This is a genomic window from Rhizobium mesosinicum (assembly GCF_019511345.1).
In the GTDB taxonomy this organism is placed as follows: domain Bacteria; phylum Pseudomonadota; class Alphaproteobacteria; order Rhizobiales; family Rhizobiaceae; genus Rhizobium; species Rhizobium mesosinicum.
Genome location: NZ_JAEUAK010000012.1, coordinates 72,150 through 90,396, shown reverse-complemented (window position 1 = coordinate 90,396; position 18,247 = coordinate 72,150). Strand labels below are relative to the sequence as shown.

Annotated in this window: 24 protein-coding genes and 1 pseudogene; 19 read left to right on the top strand and 6 right to left on the bottom strand. The window is 60.0% G+C overall.

Annotation, left to right across the window (positions count from 1 at the left end; translation table 11 throughout):
- Positions 1-111 precede the first annotated feature (111 nt).
- The 5 genes from JNB85_RS25445 to JNB85_RS25425 all read left to right on the top strand — a co-directional run bounded on the left by JNB85_RS25445 (position 112) and on the right by JNB85_RS25425 (position 4,906).
- The gene (locus JNB85_RS25445; protein WP_220337156.1) at positions 112-585 is read left to right on the top strand and encodes a peroxiredoxin; all 474 of its coding nucleotides are present in this window, start codon (positions 112-114) and stop codon (positions 583-585) included.
- Positions 582-1,400, top strand: a complete 819-nt coding sequence (locus tag JNB85_RS25440) for a ferritin-like domain-containing protein (RefSeq protein ID WP_220337154.1) — start codon at positions 582-584, stop codon at positions 1,398-1,400. The genes JNB85_RS25445 and JNB85_RS25440 overlap by 4 nt, the downstream gene beginning before the upstream one ends.
- Before the next feature lie 106 nt (positions 1,401-1,506).
- Entirely contained in the window at positions 1,507-2,829 is a 1,323-nt protein-coding gene (locus JNB85_RS25435) for a peptidoglycan DD-metalloendopeptidase family protein (RefSeq protein ID WP_220337152.1), read from the top strand.
- A gap of 155 nt (positions 2,830-2,984) precedes the next feature.
- A complete protein-coding gene (locus JNB85_RS25430; RefSeq protein ID WP_220337150.1) occupies positions 2,985-4,475 on the top strand; it encodes a DEAD/DEAH box helicase in 1,491 nt (496 codons plus the stop codon).
- 8 nt (positions 4,476-4,483) lie between these two features.
- Entirely contained in the window at positions 4,484-4,906 is a 423-nt protein-coding gene (locus JNB85_RS25425; protein ID WP_220337147.1) for an NUDIX domain-containing protein, read from the top strand.
- Here the strand turns inward: JNB85_RS25425 and JNB85_RS25420 are convergent, their stop codons facing one another.
- Positions 4,907-5,224, bottom strand: a complete 318-nt coding sequence (locus tag JNB85_RS25420; RefSeq protein WP_112547728.1) for a TfoX/Sxy family protein — start codon at positions 5,222-5,224, stop codon at positions 4,907-4,909.
- Between the two features lie 10 nt (positions 5,225-5,234).
- The gene (locus JNB85_RS25415; protein WP_220337146.1) at positions 5,235-5,729 is read right to left on the bottom strand and encodes a flavin reductase; all 495 of its coding nucleotides are present in this window, start codon (positions 5,727-5,729) and stop codon (positions 5,235-5,237) included.
- A 172-nt stretch (positions 5,730-5,901) separates the two neighbouring features.
- Here JNB85_RS25415 and JNB85_RS25410 point away from each other — a divergent pair, with 172 nt between their 5' ends.
- The 5 genes from JNB85_RS25410 (at position 5,902) to purB (ending at position 10,306) form a co-directional block, all read left to right on the top strand.
- The gene (locus JNB85_RS25410; RefSeq protein ID WP_220337143.1) at positions 5,902-6,984 is read left to right on the top strand and encodes a branched-chain amino acid ABC transporter substrate-binding protein; all 1,083 of its coding nucleotides are present in this window, start codon (positions 5,902-5,904) and stop codon (positions 6,982-6,984) included.
- A 58-nt stretch (positions 6,985-7,042) separates the two neighbouring features.
- Complete coding sequence (rpe, locus tag JNB85_RS25405) at positions 7,043-7,720, top strand: ribulose-phosphate 3-epimerase (RefSeq protein WP_220337140.1); 678 nt, start codon at positions 7,043-7,045, stop codon at positions 7,718-7,720.
- The gene (locus JNB85_RS25400; RefSeq protein WP_220337139.1) at positions 7,720-8,448 is read left to right on the top strand and encodes a DUF2259 domain-containing protein; all 729 of its coding nucleotides are present in this window, start codon (positions 7,720-7,722) and stop codon (positions 8,446-8,448) included. The genes rpe and JNB85_RS25400 overlap by 1 nt, the downstream gene beginning before the upstream one ends.
- A 2-nt stretch (positions 8,449-8,450) precedes the next feature.
- Positions 8,451-8,936 (top strand): hypothetical protein, encoded by a 486-nt coding sequence (locus tag JNB85_RS25395; RefSeq protein ID WP_220337137.1) that lies wholly within the window; start codon positions 8,451-8,453, stop codon positions 8,934-8,936.
- A gap of 62 nt (positions 8,937-8,998) precedes the next feature.
- Positions 8,999-10,306: an adenylosuccinate lyase gene (gene purB, locus JNB85_RS25390; protein ID WP_220337135.1), complete on the top strand. Its 1,308-nt coding sequence runs from the start codon at positions 8,999-9,001 to the stop codon at positions 10,304-10,306.
- A 45-nt stretch (positions 10,307-10,351) separates the two neighbouring features.
- Here purB and JNB85_RS25385 read toward each other — a convergent pair whose 3' ends face one another.
- Complete coding sequence (locus JNB85_RS25385; RefSeq protein ID WP_220337295.1) at positions 10,352-10,816, bottom strand: low affinity iron permease family protein; 465 nt, start codon at positions 10,814-10,816, stop codon at positions 10,352-10,354.
- 121 nt (positions 10,817-10,937) lie between these two features.
- Complete coding sequence (locus JNB85_RS25380) at positions 10,938-11,741, bottom strand: DUF2189 domain-containing protein (RefSeq protein ID WP_220337133.1); 804 nt, start codon at positions 11,739-11,741, stop codon at positions 10,938-10,940.
- A 161-nt stretch (positions 11,742-11,902) separates the two neighbouring features.
- Here JNB85_RS25380 and JNB85_RS25375 point away from each other — a divergent pair, with 161 nt between their 5' ends.
- Positions 11,903-12,457 (top strand): RBBP9/YdeN family alpha/beta hydrolase, encoded by a 555-nt coding sequence (locus JNB85_RS25375; protein ID WP_220337130.1) that lies wholly within the window; start codon positions 11,903-11,905, stop codon positions 12,455-12,457.
- Positions 12,458-12,503: 46 nt separating this feature from the next.
- Here JNB85_RS25375 and JNB85_RS25370 read toward each other — a convergent pair whose 3' ends face one another.
- On the bottom strand, positions 12,504-12,647 hold the full coding sequence (locus JNB85_RS25370) for a hypothetical protein (protein ID WP_220337298.1): 144 nt from the start codon (positions 12,645-12,647) through the stop codon (positions 12,504-12,506).
- On the opposite strand from JNB85_RS25370, the pseudogene JNB85_RS25365 reads away from it, so the two are divergent.
- The 6 genes and pseudogenes from JNB85_RS25365 to JNB85_RS25340 form a co-directional block, all read left to right on the top strand.
- Positions 12,582-12,999 (top strand): annotated as a pseudogene (locus tag JNB85_RS25365) (EAL domain-containing protein); the annotation flags it as partial. The gene JNB85_RS25370 and the pseudogene JNB85_RS25365 sit on opposite strands and share 66 nt — an antisense overlap.
- Positions 13,000-13,244: 245 nt before the next feature.
- Positions 13,245-14,009 carry a phosphoribosylaminoimidazolesuccinocarboxamide synthase gene (gene purC / locus JNB85_RS25360; RefSeq protein WP_007826228.1) on the top strand — a complete coding sequence of 255 codons (765 nt, stop codon included), beginning with the start codon at positions 13,245-13,247 and terminating at the stop codon, positions 14,007-14,009.
- 16 nt (positions 14,010-14,025) lie between these two features.
- Complete coding sequence (gene purS, locus JNB85_RS25355) at positions 14,026-14,268, top strand: phosphoribosylformylglycinamidine synthase subunit PurS (RefSeq protein WP_220337127.1); 243 nt, start codon at positions 14,026-14,028, stop codon at positions 14,266-14,268.
- 19 nt (positions 14,269-14,287) lie between these two features.
- Complete coding sequence (locus tag JNB85_RS25350) at positions 14,288-14,545, top strand: hypothetical protein (RefSeq protein WP_220337125.1); 258 nt, start codon at positions 14,288-14,290, stop codon at positions 14,543-14,545.
- The gene (gene purQ, locus JNB85_RS25345) at positions 14,542-15,213 is read left to right on the top strand and encodes a phosphoribosylformylglycinamidine synthase subunit PurQ (RefSeq protein WP_113202573.1); all 672 of its coding nucleotides are present in this window, start codon (positions 14,542-14,544) and stop codon (positions 15,211-15,213) included. Before JNB85_RS25350 ends, purQ begins: the two co-directional genes overlap by 4 nt.
- 22 nt (positions 15,214-15,235) lie before the next feature.
- Positions 15,236-15,640, top strand: coding sequence for a hypothetical protein (locus JNB85_RS25340; RefSeq protein ID WP_220337124.1), 405 nt, complete (start codon positions 15,236-15,238; stop codon positions 15,638-15,640).
- An 8-nt stretch (positions 15,641-15,648) separates the two neighbouring features.
- Here the strand turns inward: JNB85_RS25340 and JNB85_RS25335 are convergent, their stop codons facing one another.
- Entirely contained in the window at positions 15,649-15,903 is a 255-nt protein-coding gene (locus tag JNB85_RS25335) for a DUF1127 domain-containing protein (RefSeq protein ID WP_220337122.1), read from the bottom strand.
- An 80-nt stretch (positions 15,904-15,983) separates the two neighbouring features.
- Here JNB85_RS25335 and JNB85_RS25330 point away from each other — a divergent pair, with 80 nt between their 5' ends.
- Positions 15,984-17,402, top strand: coding sequence for an aminotransferase-like domain-containing protein (locus tag JNB85_RS25330; protein WP_220337120.1), 1,419 nt, complete (start codon positions 15,984-15,986; stop codon positions 17,400-17,402).
- Between the two features lie 125 nt (positions 17,403-17,527).
- The gene (locus tag JNB85_RS25325) at positions 17,528-18,109 is read left to right on the top strand and encodes an acyloxyacyl hydrolase (protein ID WP_220337118.1); all 582 of its coding nucleotides are present in this window, start codon (positions 17,528-17,530) and stop codon (positions 18,107-18,109) included.
- Positions 18,110-18,247 lie beyond the last annotated feature (138 nt).

The following is an 18,247-nucleotide window of genomic DNA, read 5'->3' as shown; positions in this document are numbered from 1 at the left end:
GGGAAACTCCTGAATCTGATTTGAATGGCTCTGGGCGGGACGCCGTTTCATCCACTATATAACCTGCCTGATATAGTATCTCTCCTAAACCCGGCAAAAGAAAGTTTTGAGATGTCTGCACCCGGTATTGGCTCCCGTGCTCCTGATTTCAGCCTCCCGCGCGACGGCGGCGGGCGTATTTCGCTGTCTGATTATCACGGCAAGCCGGTGGTTCTGTTCTTCTATCCCAAGGATGACACGACGGGCTGCACGACCGAATCTCTGGATTTTACCGCACTTGCCGATGAGTTCGCAGCCGCCGGCGCCGCCATCGTCGGCATGTCACCCGATTCGGCTGCCTGCCATGACCGCTTCATCAAGAAGCACAAGCTGACGGTGGCACTCGCCTCGGACGAGGAGAAGACGGTGCTGCAGGCCTACGGCGTGTGGAAGGAAAAGAGGATGTATGGCCGTACCTTCATGGGCGTCGAGCGCACCACCTTCCTGATCCGCAAGGACGGCACTATCGCCACCATATGGCAGAAGGTCAGGGTGCCGGGGCATGCCGCAACGGTGCTCGAAGCCGTCCGGAATCTTGCCGCGTGACGGCGATCACTTCGCTGCGCGGCGGCGCGATCGATGCAATCCGTTCGGCAGATCTTGACCGCAAGACGGAGCTCGCGCAGGAAAGCGCTACCAGGTGGTTCGCACGTCGCATCTCGCTGCGCTCGCCGCTCGACGCGCCGCTGCCCGAGCGTCCCGGGAGACCGGAAAAGCCTCTGTTGGTGCCGCCGACCCAGGTGGAGAAGCGCTCGCTGCATACCGTGCCGGGCCGCATCGCGCTGCTGCATGCGATTGCCCATATCGAGCTCAACGCTGTCGATCTGGCGCTCGACATTGTGGCCCGATTTGCCTCGGCGCATGTGCCGAATTCCTTCTTTGACGGCTGGATGCAGGTGGCCTTCGAAGAGGCCAAGCACTTCCGCATGGTGCGCAAGCGCCTCAACGATCTCGGCGCCGACTATGGCGACCTGCCCGCCCACGATGGCCTCTGGCAGGCTGCGCACTCGACCCGCAACGATCTCACGGCCCGCCTCGCCGTCGTGCCGCTCATTCTCGAAGCGCGCGGACTGGATGTTACGCCTGCCCTGCAGGCCAAGATGCGCGAAACCGGCGACCTCGAAAGTGCTGCCGTTCTCGACGTCATCTACAATGACGAGAAGGGCCATGTCGCCGTCGGCGCCAAATGGTTCCGCTTCCTTTGCGCCCGTGAAAAGCGCGATCCGGCAAGGACATTCCAGGAATTGGTGCGGGCCAATTTCCGCGGTCCGCTAAAGGCACCGTTCAATGATGTGGCCCGCGCCGAAGCCGGACTGACGCCCTCCTTCTACAGGGCGTTGACCTCGACCAGCCAGAGCTGATTGGTGAGCTCTGGCTTGCTGATGTAAACCGGCCGTTAACCATAAAAGTATGTAATCATCTCCCAATGGGGCAGGCGCTAAGCGCGAATCTTCGGGGGACCCTCGGGTGACGAACGGACATCACAGTCGGGTATTCGGCAAGAGGGCACAGGAACACGTCCTCATTCTTGCCAGTGGCGACAAGGTGCGTCACATGACGGTGAAGCCTTGGATGGCGGCGGTGGCCTTCTGCTTCGTCGGTGTCTTTTCCATCGGCTATCTGCTCGCCACCTCATACCTCGTGCTGCGCGATGACCTGATCGGCGCGACCATGGCCCGTCAGGCCCGTATGCAGCATGACTATGAGGATCGCATCGCGGCACTGCGTGCCCAGGTCGATCGCATCACCTCCCGCCAGCTTCTCGATCAGCAGGTGGTCGAGGACAAGGTCGACAAGCTGATGGAGCAGCAGATGGCGCTGACCTCGCGCCACGGAAAGCTCGACAACCTCCTCAACCGCGCCGAAAGCTCTGGCCTGACAGGCAAGGATGCTCCTGTAACCGATGTACCGGCGCAAGCTTATGCGCCTGACATCAAGGACAAGCGCGCATCGCTTTCCGGTGGTGCGCAGGCGATCGAAAAGCTGATGTTAGCCGATAACGAGCCGGCCGATGCTGTCGCCCCCGACAACTCCACGCTCGCCTATATTCCATCAGAGGAAACCGTCGGCGACCGTGCCGACCGCATTTTTTCCAAGGTTACGCTCTCGCTGAAGACCGTCGAGCAGGACCAGAAGAACCGCATCGATCAGCTCACGAGCGACGCCGGCGACGCCGCCGATACGATCGAGGGCGTGCTCCACCGCTTCGACATCGCTGTTCCGGCTGAGACGATCGCCGCAAAGGAAAAAGAGGACAGTGCCGTCGGCGGTCCTTACGTGGAGCCAGAAAGCGACGACGATTTCAACAATTCGCTCGTCCAGCTCGATGGTGCGCTGACGCGTCTGGAAGCGGTGCGCAGCACCGCTGAATCCCTGCCCTTCCGCAATCCGGCCATCGGTAAGGAAGTCACCAGCCCCTTCGGCAACCGGCGCGATCCCTTCCTCGGCCGGCTTGCTCTGCATTCCGGCATCGACTTCCGTTTCTCGTCCGGCGAGAGGATCCGGCCCACCGCCCCCGGCAAGGTGATTGCGGCCGGTTGGACCGGCGGCTACGGCAACATGGTCGAAGTCGATCATGGCAACGGCATTTCGACCCGCTACGGCCATATGTCAGAAATTCTGGTCAAAGTCGGCGATACGATTGGCCGCAACGATGTCATCGGGCTTGCCGGCAGCACAGGTCGGTCAACGGGCACGCACCTGCATTATGAGGTGCGGCAGGATGGACATGCGGTCGATCCGATCTATTTCATGAATGCCGGCCTTAAACTTGCCACTTATATAAAATAGCCGGTCGCGGTAACGAACGCTTCACCTCGCTACCTGGGGTGGAGACGCTATTCCTTGACTTGCCGGCCGTTTCGGAATATGTCGCCCACCATTGCGGCATGCAATCCTGCCGACTCGCCAGAGACCGGCCGAACGAAACGGAAACAGTTTTCCCTTTGACGACATTTGCTGAACTTGGTTTGAGCCCCAAAGTGCTCTCCGCTGTTACCGATGCGGGCTACACGATCCCTACTCCCATTCAGGCTGGGGCAATTCCCTTCGCGCTTGAGCGCCGCGACATCTGCGGCATCGCGCAGACCGGCACCGGCAAGACGGCATCCTTCGTTCTTCCCATGCTGTCGCTTCTGGAAAAGGGCCGCGCCCGCGCCCGCATGCCCCGCACGCTGATCCTGGAGCCGACCCGGGAACTGGCCGCCCAGGTCGCCGAAAACTTCGAAAAATACGGTAAGAACCATCGCCTCAACGTCGCCCTCCTCATCGGCGGCGTTTCCTTTGAAGATCAGGACCGCAAGCTTGAGCGTGGCGCAGACGTGCTGATCTGCACGCCCGGCCGCCTTCTCGATCATTTCGAGCGTGGCAAGCTCCTGATGAGCGGTGTCGAAATCCTCGTTATCGACGAAGCCGACCGCATGCTCGACATGGGCTTCATCCCCGATATCGAACGCATCGCCAAGCTGATCCCCTTCACCCGTCAGACGCTGTTCTTCTCGGCCACCATGCCGCCGGAAATCCAGAAGCTCGCGGATCGTTTCCTGCAGAACCCTGAGCGTATCGAAGTTGCCAAGCCCGCATCGGCTTCCAAGACCATCACGCAGCGTTTCGTCGCCTCGCATGGCAAGGATTACGAGAAGCGCGCTGTCCTGCGCGATCTCATCCGCGCCCAGGAAGACCTCAAGAACGCGATCATCTTCTGCAATCGCAAGAAGGATGTCGCCGATCTCTTCCGTTCGCTCGACCGCCACGGCTTCTCGGTCGGCGCGCTCCACGGCGACATGGACCAGCGCTCGCGCATGACCATGCTTGCCAATTTCAAGGACGGCAACATCAAGCTGCTCGTCGCCTCCGACGTCGCCGCTCGCGGCCTCGATATTCCCGATGTCAGCCACGTCTTCAATTTCGACGTGCCAATCCATTCGGAAGACTATGTTCACCGCATCGGCCGTACTGGCCGCGCCGGTCGTTCCGGCGCTTCCTTCACCATCGTCACCCGCCACGACCAGAAACATGCCGACGCGATCGAAAAGCTGATCGGCGAAAAGGTCGAATGGCTGAACGGCGATCTCTCCGCCCTGCCGCCGGCTGAAGAAAGCCGCGACAGCGAGCGGTCTCCCCGCCGCGGAAAGGGTCGTGAGCGGGATAAGGATCGTGGCCGCGACCGCCGGTCTTCGAGTCATAAATCTGATATCAACGCCGAAGATAATGGTGGCGAAGTCGTGGAAGCAGCAGCAAAGGCCGACAGCGTGAAGAACGAGCGCAAAGCAGAACAGAAGCCGCAGAACAATGCGCGCGGCAATCGGCCCTATCCGGCAAACGACGACAATCGCGAGCGTCGCCGTCACCGTGATCACGACGATGGCCCGACACCGGTCGGATTCGGCGACGATATCCCTGCCTTCATGCTGATCGCGGCCAACGCCAAGATCTGAGACCCTCAATGGGCAAGCCCGGCATTGATTTCCCAGGCCTCGGTGTAGGCCTGGTGATTTTGCGCGACGGCAAGATCCTTCTCTACAAGCGCATGCGTCCGCCAGAAGCCGGCTATTGGAATATCGTCGGCGGCAAGGTCGACCATATGGAGCCGGCCGAGGAGGCCGCGCGCCGCGAAGCCGAAGAAGAAACGGGCCTGACCATCGGCCGCATCGAACGCATCGGCTCTACCGAGCAGATCATCGAAGCCGACCGCCAGCACTGGATTTCTTTTCTCTTTGTCGCCCGTGAAGTCACGGGTGAGCCGCAACTGACGGAACCGGACAAGCTCTCTGATTTCGGCTGGTTCGGTCTTGCCGATCTGCCGAAGCCGCTGTCGGCTTTCACCAAGGTGGCGATATCGTCTCTTCCGGTCGGCGAGTTGCGCTGATTATTCAGCCCGCAGTGCGGCTTCGTAGGCAAGCCGCACCCAGCGCGCCATGACATCGGGGTCGTCATAGGCTTCGTCGGGAATGCTCCAGTAGGGCATCTTCACCGGAGCGCCCTTTTTGCCCTCGTAGAACCATTGGCTGGCGCCTGCCGCGGCAAATTCCGGCGCGCTCTCCTCATCGGCCTTCAGCAGGATTTCGTCGCGCACTTCGAGTGCCAGGATACGGCCGAGATGGTAGATGCCCTTGCCGCCGAACATGCGCTTGATGGTGACGGGGCCAAGCGACTGAAACATTTCCTCGATGCCGGCATTGTCCATGTTGCTGGGCCTATATCGTGTGATAGCCGCGGTTCAGATAGAGAAGCGCCGGGTGGATCTCGGTGAAACGAACGGCAGCGACCTCGCCGAAAATGACGTTATGGGTCGGCATTTCCTTGATATCGGTCACTCGGCAGTCGAAAACGGCAAGCGCATCTGCAAGGACCGGTGCGCCCGTCGCCAATGTTTCGAAACGGGCGCTCGAAAAACGCTCCTCGTTTTCCAGATGCGTGCGGCCCGAAAAGGCATCGGCAACGCCCTGATGGTGGGCGCCGAGCGAGTTCAGCGCGAAGATGCCGCTGCGCCAGAAGATCTCGTTCTTCTCGTTGGTGTTGTTGAGGCAGAAGAGAACGGAAGCCGGATTGTCGGATACCGAGCAGGCAGCCGTGATGGTGACGCCACGGCGGGCTTCACCAAGCGCCGTCGTCACGAGTTGCACATGGCCGGCGTAGCGGCTCATGGCATCGCGATAGAGGCCGGGATCGATATGCTGCCTGTTCAACACATGCTTCTCCGCAATCGGTGTCTTGTTTTTGTTATTTCACCAATATGGCGGGCATCGGTTACCTTTTCTACAATGGCACCCGCTAAAAGCTGCAGAACACGCTTGTTTTTCTTTGACGATTGCCGCCTTGCGGATAAAAGGGCATGGACAAGACGAGAGACCTGCACCTTTCATGATGACCCTGCGTGTCATAGCCGCCCTTCTGTCGCTCATGGCGTTGACGGTCGAGAGCCGCGCGGCAGGCGTGACGATCGGCGTCGTAGCGCCGCAGGAGGGCAGTTTCGCCTCGCTCGGCGCTCAAATCTTCGCCGGCGCAAATTTTGAGATCAAGCAGGCGGGCGATACGGTCGTTCCTGTCAATGAGACCTGCCAGGACAATAGCGGCCAGGTGATCGCCGATGCGCTGATCGCTGCCAAGGTCCAGATCGCCATCGGATTCCTCTGCAGCGAGACGCTGGAGGGTGCCCTGCCGAAGCTGAAGGACGCCAATATTCCCGTCGTTACCGTGTCGGTGCGCTCACGCATCCTCATGGAAGATTCGCTGAAGAACGGCTGGCCCCTCTTTCGCCTCGGCCCGAAAGATGGTGATGAAGCCGCAAAGATCATCAGTATCATTCTGCAGCAATGGACGGGGTCTCCGATCGCTCTCATCGAGGACGGCACAATCCACGGCCGCGAACTGACGGAAGCCGTGCGCAACGCGTTGGAAGAAAATGGCTTGAAGCCCGTTTTCACCGACACCTACCGGCCGGGACAGGAACAGCAGGTCGGCCTCGTACGCCGCCTGAAGCGGGCTGGTGCCGCCAAGGTCTTCATCGGCGGCGACAGGAACGATGTCGCCATCATCGCCCGTGACGCCAAGGCGGAAAACATTCCGCTCAGCATTCTGAGCGGCGATGCGATGCGCGCTGCAAACCAGCCGCTCGCGCTGGCGGATGGCGTACGCGCCGTTGCCATTCCCGAATATGCGCTTCTGCCGGATGCGGCTGCGACCGTCGAGGCCCTGCGCGGAGCCGGAGCCGAGCCGGAAGGTTATGTCCTGCCGGCAGCCGCGGCCGCGCTGATTGCCAATCAGGCCGTGCAGGCGGCGCTGGCCGAAGGCAAGCCAGTGGCAGAAAAGCTCATCGGAACGCAGTTCAATACGCCGATCGGCCCAGTCACCTTCGCGCCGGCCCATGAACTGTCGCAAAATCCCTACCGTCTTCTCGAATGGCGCGGCGATGCATTCGTCCCGCCGGCCGATGGGACAGACTGACCTATTGAAATTTGCCGCGAGGCGTCCGCCGCTTCCGGTTGAGATGGAGACGGAGATCATGACGACACTGCCCATTCGCATCGCCCCATCGATCCTGGCGGCAGATTTTGCAAAGCTCGGCGAGGAAGTGCGCAACGTCACCGAGGCCGGCGCTGACTGGATCCATCTTGACGTGATGGACGGCCATTTCGTGCCGAACATTTCGTTCGGCCCCGATGTCATCAAGTCGCTGCGCTCCTATACGGACGCGACCTTCGACTGCCACCTGATGATCTCGCCTGCCGATCCCTATCTCGAGGCTTTTGCGAAGGCTGGCTGTGACCGCATCACCGTGCATGCAGAGGCCGGACCGCACCTGCACCGTTCGCTGCAGACGATCCGCCATCTCGGCAAGAAGGTCGGCGTCACCTTAAATCCGGCAACGCCGCTCTCGGCCGTCGAGAACGTGCTTGACGATGTCGACCTCATTCTCATTATGTCAGTCAACCCCGGTTTCGGCGGCCAGAAATTCATTCCGGCAATGGTAGACAAGATCGCAGCGGCAAAGTCACTGATCGGTGACCGCCCGATCGAGCTTGAAGTGGACGGCGGCGTGACGGTCGATACCGCGCCTGCCGTGGCTAAGGGCGGCGGCAATGTGCTCGTCGCCGGATCGGCAATTTTCAAGGGCGGCTCGGCCGAGGCCTATCGCCAGGCGATATCAGCCCTTCGCAACGCGGCTGAGGGAGCGCGCTGATGACGAAGCGCATGTTCATAGGCGGGTTTTTCGCTGCCTTGCTGACCGGCATGGCCGCCACGGCCTTTGCCGGCGATATCGCCAATATGCAGCCTGTCGGCTTTTCCGCCGACGGCAAGGTCTTTGCCTTCCAGGAATTCGGCATGAAGGATGGCAAGGTCCCCTATTCGGATACCTATTTCATCGATACCGACACCGGCGCCGACCTCGAGGGCACGCCCTTTCATCTGGAATTGACCGACAAGGATGCCGATCTGTCCAAGGCACGCCGCCAGAATCTGACGGCAGCCCGCCAGCAGATGGACAAGTACAACCTTTTGACCAATCCCGGCCTTATCGCCGCCTTCAACCCGCCGACCGAGCTCGGCTCACCGATGAAAACGATCCGCTATACGACGCTTGCAACCGACGGGCCGGCGCGCGGAGCCTACACGCTGCTGCTGGGCGATGCCCCGGTCGCGACGCCAGATGCCTGCAAGGGCCTGAACCACGTTGTTGGCTTTACGCTGCAGCTCATCGAGAAGGACGGTGCACCGAACCGCCAGCTCGTCCACGAAGACAAGACAATCCCTGATGACCGCGGATGTCCGGTAGAATATCGTATGGGCGGCGCCCTCGTCTATCAGCCGGAATCCGGCAAGCCTGTCCATATCGCCCTCATCCTGGCGTTGAGCGCCTCTCCGGACGGTCGCAACGGCCGCTGGATCGCCGTTCCGGTTCACCCCTGAGAATGAACCGTCTTCGGGCGGCATGGCCGTCCTTATCAGAGCTTTTCATCGGCGCCCCGCTCTGGGGCGTCCAGATGCTGCTCTCGGCCATCGTGGGCCTCTATCTGCGCAACGGATGGGAGACGAGCCATGTGCTCGATCTCGCTATCCTCTATTTCAGCGGCGGACTGCTCTCCTGGCCCTTCAACTTGCTTGCCGGGCGCTATCTCGCGTTCGGCCATCAGGTAGAGGCGCGTTTTGCCGCATTCTTCCTGGTGTTGACGACAGGCACGGTCTTAATGACGGCCTTTCTCTTCGCCATGGACTACCGGATTTTCTATTCCCGCTGGCATTCGCCGTTCGGCTCGGTCATCTGGATGTTCCAGTTTGCCTTTACCGGCGCCAGCGCCATTTATCAGTTCCTCGTCCTTGGCTTGGGGCTGTTTTTACCTCTCGGACTGGTCTGTCTTTTTGCCACCAGCCTGGCTCTTGCCAAACGCATGCGTTGAGATTGCCGGCCGTCTTTGCTACAGGGGCCGCAGCTACTGTCACGAAATGAAGGCGCTCGCCCATGATCCCTCGTTATTCCCGGCCCGAGATGGTCGCCATCTGGTCTCCCGAAACCAAGTTCCGCATCTGGTTCGAGATCGAGGCCCATGCCTGCGACGCGCTGGCAGACCTCGGCGTGATCCCGAAGTCGGCGGCCGCCACTATTTGGGAAAAGGGCGGCAAAGCGACTTTCGATGTTGCCCGCATCGACGAAATCGAGGCCGTCACCAAGCATGACGTCATAGCCTTCCTGACGCATCTTGCCGAAATCGTCGGCCCCGATGCCCGCTTCGTCCATCAGGGCATGACCTCCTCCGACGTGCTCGACACCACCTTCAACATCCAACTCGTGCGCGCCGCCGATATCCTGCTTGCCGACATCGACCGTGTTCTGACAGCACTGAAGACGCGGGCCTTCGAGCACAAGGATACGATCCGCATCGGCCGCAGCCACGGCATCCATGCCGAGCCGACGACGATGGGCCTGACCTTCGCCCGCTTCTATGCCGAGATGAGCCGCAACCGCGCCCGCCTCGTTGCCGCTCGCGCCGAAATCGCAACGGGCGCCATTTCCGGCGCTGTCGGTACCTTCGCCAATATCGATCCTGTTGTTGAAGAACACGTCTGCGCAGCACTCGGTCTCGTTCCCGAGCCCGTCTCCACACAGGTCATCCCGCGCGACCGCCATGCCATGTTCTTCGCCACGCTCGGCGTCATCGGCTCGTCGATCGAAAACGTCGCCATCGAAATCCGCCACATGCAGCGCACCGAAGTGCTGGAGGCGGAAGAATTCTTCTCGCCGGGTCAGAAGGGCTCATCCGCGATGCCGCACAAGCGCAACCCGGTCCTGACCGAAAACCTGACCGGCCTTGCGCGTCTCGTGCGCATGTCGGTCACCCCTGCCATGGAAAACGTGGCGCTCTGGCATGAGCGCGACATCAGCCATTCGAGTGTCGAGCGGGCCATCGGCCCGGATACGACCATCACGCTCGACTTCGCGCTGAACCGTCTGGCCGGCGTCATCGAAAAGCTTGTGGTCTACCCCGAGAACATGATGAAGAACCTCGACAAGTTCCGCGGCCTTGTCCATTCGCAGCGCGTTCTTCTGGCGCTGACGCAGGCAGGCACCTCCCGCGAGGATGCCTATCGCCTCGTGCAGCGCAACGCCATGAAGGTCTGGGAACAGGGCAAGGACTTTCTCGAAGAGCTGCTGGCCGACGCCGAAGTGCGTGCTGCACTGTCGGAGGCGGATCTCCGCGAAAAATTCGATCTCGGTTATCATACGAAGCACGTCGACACGATCTTCCGCCGCGTCTTCGGCGAAGCTTGATCGGCACGAAACATGTCACGAAACGGCGCCCGGGAGGCGCCGTTTTCATTTCTGCTTGCGCGATGCGGAACCGACACGTGCCTTGCGTTTTCTCGGTTCGGGTTTTGTAGGCGATTTTTCGGCACTCTCGTCCGCTATCCTGCAGGCCTCGGTCTCACCCCGGCCTTTTGCCGCCTTGGCCACTAGGCGGTCGAGGTGCTTCAGTTCTTCCTCGTCGAGGTTTTCGATCCCGATGAAGCGGTTCTCGGCATGGCTCGTCAGGATGATTTCGTTGAGCTTCGCCTGGATGGCTCGTGTATCCCGTGTCTGCGCATTCTGCAGCACGAAGACCATCAGGAAGGTGATGATCGTCGTGCCGGTGTTGATTATAAGCTGCCACGTTTCCGAGTAATCGAAGACGGGCCCCAGAGCAGCCCAGATGATCACAATGATAAGCGCCAGAATGAATGTCACGGGCTTGCCCGCCCACTCCGATATCTTCGTTGCGAAGCGGGCAAACACGTGACGTATCTTCACCTGGAATTCCTCCTTCGAAATCCGCTTAAGACAAACTCCGCGGACAGTTCAGAGGTTCCAGTCTCTGTTGAAATTCCCGGTATCGCGGGAATTTGCGATACCGGGAACGCCGCCGTCATATGGCCTCGCGAGAAATCAGCTTCCGGTAAAGATGCCATGTCGCATGGCCGAGGATCGGGATGACGAGCGCAAGGCCGATAAAGAGCGGGACTGTGCCGATGACGAGTAACGCGGCAACGATCAGGCCCCAGAGCAGCACCGGCACTGGATTTACGAAGGTCGCCCGGATCGAGGCCACCATCGCGGCCACCGCCCCGCAATCCCTGTCAAGGAGTATCGGGAAGGTTACCACAGTGATCGCGAGAACGACGAGCGCAAAGCCGAGGCCGACCAGATTGCCCCAAAGGATGAGCTGCATGCCTTCGGCCGTGCCAAACACTTGCTGCAGAAAGAGCGACGTGGAGCGCGGGAAAACTTCGCCGAGAATATTCGTATAGATGGTCTGCGCCGTGACCAGCCAGACGGTGAAGATCCCGAACAGCAGGAGGCCGACGGCGATGATCGACGGCAAAGCCGGCGAGTGGCGAACGTCGAGCGCATGTTTCCAGGAGGTATCGAGCCCGGCCTCGCGCCGGCGGCTGATTTCATAAAGACCGATCGCGGCGATCGGGCCGATCAGCACGAAACCCGACATCAGCGGAAAGACCATCGGTGCGAGATTGGCGCCCGAGGTCAGCATTGTCAGGAAGATGCCGGCGATCGGATACATGAGACACAGGAAGACGTAATGCGAAGGCTTCTCGCGGAAATCCTCGAAACCGAGCCTGAGCGCGTCGAAGACGTCGGCTATGCTGATCCTGTTGACCACGGGCCGTGCGAAGCTCTCGCCTGCGCCCGTCATGACATGAAATGTCGTCATGGCTTTCTCCTCCTCAGCCAAGATGAGCCGGAGGCGAATGTGTCGGCAACAAGGGGCCGACACGAGAACGCAACCGGCATAACGCCACTCTAGCAAATTTTTCGGGCTAAGTCGCTCTTTCCCTTGACATCACGGTCAAGCTTTCTCACATCGGCGGCACCATGAAAGCTTCAGACGCAGATATCCTTATCATTCCCGGCTATACCAATTCCGGTCCCGACCATTGGCAGAGCCGTTGGGAAGCAAAACTCAGCACTGCGCGCCGCGTCGAGCAGGCGGAATGGTCCAAGCCTGTGCGCGAGGATTGGACCGCCCGCATCGCCGAAGCGGTAAACGCCTCCACGCGCCCCGTCGTGCTCATCGCCCATTCCCTAGGGGTGCCTTCGGTAATCCATGCAATCCCGCTGTTTCAAAAGCGCGTTGCCGGCGCCTTCTTCGTGGCGCCGCCCGATGTTGCCAATCCGGATATCCGCCCGAAACATCTCATGACTTTCGGCCCCTACCCGCGCGATCCCCTGCCCTTCCCGTCGATTACGGTCGCCAGCCGTAACGATCCCTTCGGGACTTATGAGCATGCCGACGACATTGCCAGCAGCTGGGGCTCCTTTCTCGTGGATGCCGGCGAGTCCGGTCACATCAATGCCGAATCCGGTCATGGCCCCTGGCCTGAAGGAACGATGGTCTTTGCCCAGTTTCTCAGCCGTCTCCCCGGTTGAGGAAGCCAAAAAATCCGGCATTTCCAGTGGATTAAGCGATCGCTTTCTAAGCATTTCTTAATGGAAAGACCGCGGAATCCGCTGACGCCAGAAAAGCGCGCGCGCCCTGTGAAGCAAACCCACCGCCAATCTCAAGAAGCTGAAGAAGCTTGGCATCGATACTGAGATCGAGGATTTTGGCACCGGTCATGCTTCGATCGTCAGCCTGCTGCAGCTGAGCCCGAAGACGCTGAGGATCGATCGCGAGCTCATCAGGCACCTGCCGCAGTCGGCCGAGCAGCGCAAGCTCGTGCGCTCCATCATCGAGATCGGCCGCTCGTTGAGCATTCTCGTTACCGCAGAAGGTGCCGAGACGGCCGATCGCGTCGGCATCCTGCAGGAGCTCGGCTTTGACATGCAGCAGGGCTATGCGCTCGCCCGGCCGATGTCCGGCCTTGCAGCTCCCGGCTATCATCCGTGGCGAAAGCTGGGGGCAGCCGGAGGGCGAGGCGCGCGCGCTGCAGGCGAATATGCGCCGCTCGATGGGCCATCCGGTCTCCAAACAGCCTCCGGGTAAGGACCTGCATAACCCTTCCGAGATTTTGCCTTCATTCCACCCTAAAGAAAAAGGCGGTAGTCTTCTCTTGGCAAGATTCCGATTCTCTTTGCGGTTTTCCCGCCCAAGGCCGGAAACCGGGGAAGGAGTGACAGGCGGATTGTGAAACTCTCTCTTTTCCTTTAAGGGGACGCCACGAGATCGATCCACGCGCGCCATCCCAAGGGCGCCAACAACTAGAGAATAACCACAATGAACCGTCGCCGCCGTATCTACGAGGGCAAGGCAAAGATTCTGTATGAAGGACCTGAACCGGGCACACTGATCCAGTTCTTCAAGGACGATGCCACTGCTTTCAACAAGAAGAAACACGAAGTCATTGATGGCAAGGGCGTCCTCAACAACCGTATTTCTGAATACATCTTCAGCCATCTGAATAAGATCGGCATTCCCACCCACTTCATCCGCCGGCTCAACATGCGTGAGCAGCTGATCAAGGAAGTGGAGATGATCCCGCTCGAGATCGTGGTGCGCAACGTCGCCGCCGGCTCGCTCGCCAAGCGCCTCGGTATCGAGGAAGGCGTGGTTCTGCCGCGTTCGATCATCGAATTCTATTACAAGTCAGACGCGCTCGAAGACCCGATGGTCTCCGAAGAGCACATCACCGCTTTCGGCTGGGCCAATCCGGCTGAGCTCGACGACATCATGGCGCTTGCCATCCGCGTCAACGACTTCATGACCGGCCTCTTCCTCGGCGTCGGCATACAGCTTGTCGATTTCAAGATCGAATGCGGCCGTCTCTTCGAAGGCGACATGATGCGCATCATCCTGGCTGACGAAATTTCGCCGGACAGCTGCCGCCTCTGGGATATCGAGACCCACAAGAAGATGGACAAGGACCTCTTCCGCCGCGACATGGGCGGTCTGCTGGAAGCCTATTCCGAAGTTGCGCGCCGTCTCGGCATCATCAATGAAAACGAGCCCGTGCGCGGTACGGGTCCCGTTCTGGTCAAGTAAAAGCAGGGAAAAACAAGTGATCAAGGCTCGCGTCACCGTCACGCTGAAAAACGGCGTTCTCGATCCTCAGGGAAAGGCCATCGAAGGCGCGCTCGGCGCCCTCGGCTTCGGCGGCGTCGGCCATGTCCGCCAGGGCAAGGTCTTCGACCTGGAGCTCGACGGCACCGATAAGGCCAAGGCCGAGGCCGATCTCAAGGCCATGTGCGAAAAGCTGCTCGCCAATACGGTCATCGAGAATTATACTATTTCTCTCGACTAGCGGTTGTGGCCAGTGACCGATGACTGAGATACCCCAAGAGCTGATGCATGAGTTGCTGAAGCGCATGCATACGGATATTTCGGGCATTAAAGATGGCCGGAACGAGATCAAAGCCGAACTCAACGCAATGCGCGGCACAATGATTTCGATGCAGCAAGACATCCATAATATCTATGGTGTCCTGTCGCGTCATGAGCAGCGCCTCGATCGTATTGAAAATCGTCTCGAACTTCGAGAATTGGCAGAAGCACAAGCAAGGTTTGAACCGAACCCATGAAATCAGCCGTCGTTCAACTTCCAGGCCTCAACCGCGATCGCGACATGATCGCCGCTCTCACCAAGATCTCCGGTCATCAGCCGGTGACGATCTGGCAGACGGAGACGGAAATCCCTGACGTCGACCTGATCGTCATTCCCGGCGGCTTCTCCTACGGTGATTATCTGCGTTGCGGCGCAATTGCTGCCCGCATGCCGGTCATGCAGGCAATCATCGAGAAGGCGAACAAGGGCGTGAAGGTCCTCGGCGTCTGCAACGGCTTCCAGATCCTCGTCGAAGCCGGCCTGCTGCCGGGCGCGCTGATGCGCAATGCCTCGTTGAAATTCGTCTGCCGTGAGATCAAGCTCGAAGTCGTCAATGCCGAAACGGATTTCTCGCGCGCCTATGCAAAAGGCCAGATCATCCGCTGCCCGGTCGCCCATCACGATGGCAACTATTTTGCCGACACGGAAACGCTGGCTGCCATCGAAGGCAACGGCCAGGTCGTCTTCCGCTATGCCGAAGGCACCAATCCCAACGGCTCGGTCAACGACATTGCCGGCGTCATGAACGCCAAGGGCAACGTTCTCGGCATGATGCCGCATCCGGAAAACCTGATCGAAGCCGCCCACGGCGGTTCGGATGGCCGCGGCCTCTTCGCCTCGGCACTCGACGTCATCGCCGCCTGATTCTGGCAGAAGAGCACGATAGATGCCCCCTCGCCTTTTTGTCGCCTTCGCTAACGCTGCTGCCGTTGCCGGCCTTGCCGCGCTCGTCGCCGCCTGCCAGTCCCCGGCACCCGCAAAGGGGCCGGACCGCAGTGCGCTGTCGACGATGGAACGCGTAGCCCTCGGCGCCAATAGCTGCTGGTTCAAGTCGGGCGATCCGGCTTTCGCCGCCTACAGGCTCGCGCCGGAACTCAATTCCTTCTCCGGCCGACCGCGCATTCTCGTCGTCCACAAGGCAAGCCCGGAAGCCCGCCCGCTGCTCGTGGTGCAGGCCGAAGGCAGCCCGGCGAAGATGCAGGCTTTCGGTCCGATGATGTCCGAGCCGGTTGCCGGCCGCATCGCCGCAGATGTCACCCGCTGGTCGGGCGGCAATCGCGCCTGCAGCTAGTCTCAGTCTCAATCCCAGAAAAACGACTTGCTGACTTCGCGTGCGGCATCGGACTGCGACAGGCCGATATCCTTGAGTTGATCTGCGGTCAGTCCGCGCAGCGCCTGGCGTCCTTCCCGCTTCTGTTGCCACAGAAGGAAGGCTGCCCATAGCCGTCCGAGCCGGGTTGTTGCCGGTGACTGCGTCGGCATGACAATCTCATGCGGCCCATCAATAGAGACAATCGATACAATCTGACCTTTGATGTGAGGTACAGCGGACATATTCGACTCCTGTAGTTTCCGCTAACGGGATTGTCTCATAGTCTTGACAGCATTAGGGTGACAATCTATTCATTGTCACCATGACAAATTGGCTCCCCGATCTCTCGCAGGGCTCCGGCCCTGTCTATATGCGGCTTGCGGATAATATCGAATCCGCCATTGCTTCCGGTGCTTTGCCGGCCGGCACAAAGCTGCCGCCGCAACGAAATCTCGCCTATGACATTGGGGTGACAATCGGAACAATCGGTCGCGCCTACGCACTCGTGCATGAGCGCGGTCTCGTCGCGGGCGAAGTCGGTCGCGGTACCTATGTACTCGACCGTGCCGATACGGCCCCGAGCGACCAGACAGATCCCATCACCCTTTCGCTGAGCGGCACCCGCGTTGCAGACGCCCCGGCAAACAAGCTTCGTTTCGACACGACCGCCGCCCCTGATCTCGGTCAAGGCAAGATCATCGCCGGCATCATGGCTGAGATTGGCGAGCAGCATCTGGCCGAAATCTCGTCATATTCGCGTAGTTTTCCGTTGAGCTGGTTCGAGGCAGGCCGTCTCTGGCTGGCGCGCAACGGCTGGTCGCCGGAAGTCGAAAATGTCGTTCCGACGCTCGGTGCACATGCTGCGGCAATTGCCGTCATTACCGCCGTGTCGGCGCCCGGTGACAAGATCGTCTTCGAAAACCTCACCTATACACAGGTCAGCCGCAGCGTCCGGTTGCTTGGCCGGCGCACGCTGACGGTCGAGTCGGATGAGAACGGCGTCATTCCCGAAGATTTCGAGCGGCTCTGCCAGCAGCAGCATCCGAAGTTGATCTTCCTGATGCCGACTGTCCACAATCCTACATTGACAATCATGCCTTATGAGCGTCGCGTCGCAATTGCCGACATTGCCAGACGGCATGGTGTGTGGATCATCGAGGACGATCTCTATGGCGGCATGGCGAACGACGCAACGCCGCTGCTCGCCTCGATCGCACCCGATCGCACCTTCCTGGTAAACGGGCTGTCGAAATCGGTTGCCGCCGGCGTGCGCGGCGGCTGGGTCGCCTGCCCGCCGCATTTCGCCCAGCGCATCAGGGTCACGCACAAGATGGTCACGGGGGGGCTGCCCTTCATCCTGGCCGAAACCTGTGCGCGGCTGGTCCAGAGCGGCAAGGCGCACGAGATCCGCGATGCAAGCGTGGTGGAATTGTCGGCCCGTGTCAGGCTTGCCCGCGAGCGGTTGCAGGGCTTCGAATTCGAGTCCCACCTGCACGCGCCCTTCCTGTGGCTGAAACTGCCGGAACCCTGGATGTCAGGCACTTTCAAGAATGCCGCCTACAGGGATGGCGTGCTGGTGGACGACGAGGATGAGTTCAAGGCGGCCCGTGGCGAGAAAGTCTATCACCGGGTGCGCATCGGATTCTCCTCACCGAAGGATAGGAACCAGCTGGCTGCAGGCCTTATGATATTGAGACGTCTGTTGGAAAATGGCGGGTCTGCCTACGACGGGGAAATCTGAACTGTTGCAAAATAGCGTCAGGATTGTGGAAAAGGCCGTAAGCGAAATACAAGTGCTTTACCGCTGAAACCTGCATGTTACCTCTTTCTCATTCCGCTGGTCGGGCGGGAATCAAGGGACAGCAGATGAAATCCGATTTCCGTTCACTCCTGTTGCGCCTCTCGAGTATCGCGTCGGTCGCAGTAATTGCCAGCAGTCTGGGAATGTCATCAGCGGCGCAAGCCGGAGACAAGATTTTCGACGAATTGCGCTTTGGCGCCTCCGCGTCCATCCAGGGCGGCCATTCGGGCGAAGACGGCATCTTTCCTGAAATAACAGCCCTTTTCGACCCTTTCGGCTTCGAGCAGGCGACCGACTGGAAGCAGCAGCTCATGCATCCGCGTGTTCATGTCGGCACCTCCATCGGTACGGCCGGCGAAGCGACGCAGTTTTTTGCCGGTTTCACCTGGACGGTCGACCTCAGCGACAAAATCTTTGCCGAAGCAGGTTTCGGCGGTGTCATCCACACCGGTGAACTTCGCGACAATGATGATGGCCCCGACCTCGGCTGTCGGGTGCTGTTTCATGAATATCTCGGCGCCGGCTATCGCTTTAACAGCAACTGGAATGTCATGGCGCAGCTTGCCCATTCCTCGAATGCCAACCTGTGCGACGGTCCGAACGACGGCATGACCCGCGCCGGGCTGATGGTCGGCTATAAATTCTAGTCTTGCAGAGCCGGTCCTCGCGCCACGGGATCGGCGCAGACGAGTGTCAAACAGCATAGAGGCGGCATGAAACGTGTCGCCCTCAGGATTTTCGCAGCGGAACTTGTTCAATCCAGTTCAGTCCGATCTTGAACTTTG

Bases quoted from the DNA above. Each gene is read 5' to 3' on its own strand.
- JNB85_RS25335 (WP_220337122.1), bottom strand. From the start codon at position 15,903: ATGTCCGCTGTACCTCACATCAAAGGTCAGATTGTATCGATTGTCTCT.
- JNB85_RS25350 (WP_220337125.1), top strand. From the start codon at position 14,288: ATGACTGAGATACCCCAAGAGCTGATGCATGAGTTGCTGAAGCGCATG.
- JNB85_RS25425 (WP_220337147.1), top strand. From the start codon at position 4,484: ATGGGCAAGCCCGGCATTGATTTCCCAGGCCTCGGTGTAGGCCTGGTG.
- rpe (WP_220337140.1), top strand. From the start codon at position 7,043: ATGACGACACTGCCCATTCGCATCGCCCCATCGATCCTGGCGGCAGAT.
- JNB85_RS25395 (WP_220337137.1), top strand. From the start codon at position 8,451: ATGAACCGTCTTCGGGCGGCATGGCCGTCCTTATCAGAGCTTTTCATC.
- JNB85_RS25375 (WP_220337130.1), top strand. From the start codon at position 11,903: ATGAAAGCTTCAGACGCAGATATCCTTATCATTCCCGGCTATACCAAT.
- JNB85_RS25330 (WP_220337120.1), top strand. From the start codon at position 15,984: ATGACAAATTGGCTCCCCGATCTCTCGCAGGGCTCCGGCCCTGTCTAT.
- JNB85_RS25380 (WP_220337133.1), bottom strand. From the start codon at position 11,741: ATGACGACATTTCATGTCATGACGGGCGCAGGCGAGAGCTTCGCACGG.
- JNB85_RS25325 (WP_220337118.1), top strand. From the start codon at position 17,528: ATGAAATCCGATTTCCGTTCACTCCTGTTGCGCCTCTCGAGTATCGCG.
- purC (WP_007826228.1), top strand. From the start codon at position 13,245: ATGAACCGTCGCCGCCGTATCTACGAGGGCAAGGCAAAGATTCTGTAT.
- JNB85_RS25370 (WP_220337298.1), bottom strand. From the start codon at position 12,647: ATGACCGGTGCCAAAATCCTCGATCTCAGTATCGATGCCAAGCTTCTT.
- JNB85_RS25445 (WP_220337156.1), top strand. From the start codon at position 112: ATGTCTGCACCCGGTATTGGCTCCCGTGCTCCTGATTTCAGCCTCCCG.
- JNB85_RS25400 (WP_220337139.1), top strand. From the start codon at position 7,720: ATGACGAAGCGCATGTTCATAGGCGGGTTTTTCGCTGCCTTGCTGACC.
- JNB85_RS25420 (WP_112547728.1), bottom strand. From the start codon at position 5,224: ATGGACAATGCCGGCATCGAGGAAATGTTTCAGTCGCTTGGCCCCGTC.
- JNB85_RS25340 (WP_220337124.1), top strand. From the start codon at position 15,236: ATGCCCCCTCGCCTTTTTGTCGCCTTCGCTAACGCTGCTGCCGTTGCC.
- JNB85_RS25410 (WP_220337143.1), top strand. From the start codon at position 5,902: ATGATGACCCTGCGTGTCATAGCCGCCCTTCTGTCGCTCATGGCGTTG.
- purB (WP_220337135.1), top strand. From the start codon at position 8,999: ATGATCCCTCGTTATTCCCGGCCCGAGATGGTCGCCATCTGGTCTCCC.
- purQ (WP_113202573.1), top strand. From the start codon at position 14,542: ATGAAATCAGCCGTCGTTCAACTTCCAGGCCTCAACCGCGATCGCGAC.